General features: G+C 43.3%; 2 pseudogenes. Both read right to left on the minus strand.

Annotated features, from left to right (window positions below):
- Positions 1 to 217: pseudogene (locus tag ACS8FC_RS19720) on the minus strand (zinc metalloprotease); the annotation flags it as partial.
- Positions 218 to 380: 163 nt separating this feature from the next.
- Positions 381 to 566 (minus strand): annotated as a pseudogene (locus ACS8FC_RS19725) (DUF1513 domain-containing protein); the annotation flags it as partial.

Raw genomic sequence — 566 nt, forward strand, 5'->3', positions numbered from 1 at the left:
GATAGTGGGCAACTTTTTCATCATGACTTAACGTAAAGGGTTGCTTATTGCCCCATAGATAGAAAGGGTTCTTAGCAGTTATGGGATCTAGTGGCGCGCTTTGTTTACGCTGGTGTTGCTCTAGTACTTGCGGGTGGTGCGCAATAGCCCAAGGCACGCGCTTGGCAACAGCATGAAGTGTTTGTGACGCGCTGATATGGATTGGTATAGAGACCATCAACATATAAGGCTTTAAGCGAAAATTGATATTTTTGACACGCTTTTTGCTGATATGCAGCTCAATACTTGCCTGTGCGAGCTGCTCTCTAACAGTGTCTAAACAGATCTCTAGGCTGATGATTCATCTCCTCAATGACAGTAACTGTACCGATGACCACGCACTACAAAGCTTGCAAATGGTTATCAAAGGACATCATATGCAACTTACTATCCTTTATAATACGAGCATGTTGTTCAGCATCGTTTGCGTCTAATTTGACTTCTGACGAAACACTTACTCTTAGCGCTGTTAACTGCCCTTGCCCATCACTGATGATAAATCCTGACGGTTTAATGTCATCTACGTT

The organism is Psychrobacter sp. 1Y4 (assembly GCF_051847555.1).